Source organism: Mucilaginibacter endophyticus (genome assembly GCF_003351025.1).
In the GTDB taxonomy this organism is placed as follows: Bacteria; Bacteroidota; Bacteroidia; order Sphingobacteriales; family Sphingobacteriaceae; genus Mucilaginibacter; species Mucilaginibacter endophyticus.
This window is the reverse complement of the sequence record NZ_QPCG01000026.1, coordinates 1-1,054: the sequence shown is the minus strand read 5'-3', so window position 1 is coordinate 1,054 and position 1,054 is coordinate 1. Positions and strand designations below refer to the sequence as shown.

The 1,054-nt window shown below is 42.8% G+C and carries 1 protein-coding gene; it reads right to left on the bottom strand.

Annotated features, from left to right (window positions below; all coding sequences use genetic code 11):
• Window positions 1-41: 41 nt before the first annotated feature.
• Complete coding sequence (locus DUL71_RS31795) at window positions 42-974, bottom strand: IS3 family transposase (protein ID WP_114941824.1); 933 nt, start codon at window positions 972-974, stop codon at window positions 42-44.
• Between the last annotated feature and the right edge of the window lie 80 nt (window positions 975-1,054).

Sequence of the window (1,054 nt, the reverse complement as noted above, 5' to 3'; positions counted from 1 at the left end):
TCTTTTTTTGCTTCTTTTTTTCTTTTTATAAAACCTCCATTTCATGTTGATAAGTCCCCTGCCGGGACCGGGCTGCGCTGATAGTAATTTTTCCATAATTGTTCGGGTTGCGCTTTTTCCTCGTGAATAGAATTTGGCGTTAGGTTACCCAGGCTCATATGCGGCCGCTCTTCATTATAAAGGTGGATCACGAAATCCAGTACCTGCTTTCCTTCTTCGATGTCGTGTACACTATAGCTGCTGAGGTATTCATTCTTGATAATGCCGTTAACCCGTTCGGCAATAGCATTATCCCTTGGGTCGCTGCTTTCAGTCATACTTATGCTGATATTGTTTTCTTCAAGGATTTGCAGGTATTCATTACAGCAATATTGCAGGCCCCTGTCAGAATGGTGCGTTAAAAAAGATGTATCATCTGTTGTTGTCAGTGCCATTTTGAGCGCATTGACCGTTTGTACAGATAATAAGTTTTCTGCCAGGTTGTAGCCTACGATCTTCCTTGAATAAGCATCTGTAATAAAACTGATGTAAAGGAAGCCGCCGCCCTGGATCCTCCAATACGTGATATCACTTACCCAAAGCTGGTTAGGCCTGCGCGGCACAAAACCTTTTATCCGGTTTGGAAACTTCCGGTACATATGAAAAGAGTCGGTGGTCGATACTCGCCGTTTATATCTTTTCACCAGTAACTTATGGGAGGCTAAAAGATCAAATAAAGCATCCCTCCCTATTTTGATCTGATGCTCCAGCAGAAAGGGCTGAAGCAGCTCATAAAGCTTCCTGGTGCCCATATGACGGTGATCTTTCCTGAGTTGTAAGACCTGTTTGATCACCAGTTCCTGCTCGATGTTCACTATTTCGTTGTGCTGCCAGTGCTGGTAATAGGCCTGCCTGGTGATACCAAGCAACCGGCAGATCCTTGCCAGGCTTACATCCCTGTTGCTTTCTTTCATTTTATAGATTACTTGGTACATGACTTTTTTCTGATACTGATTTTAAGTTCATTCTCTGCTATCTCTATCATTGTCAAATAGTATTGTTCACGTATATGACA

What these genes read in the sequence shown, in the direction of transcription:
- DUL71_RS31795 (WP_114941824.1), bottom strand. Translation starts at nt 974, where the DNA reads ATGTACCAAGTAATCTATAAAATGAAAGAAAGCAACAGGGATGTAAGC.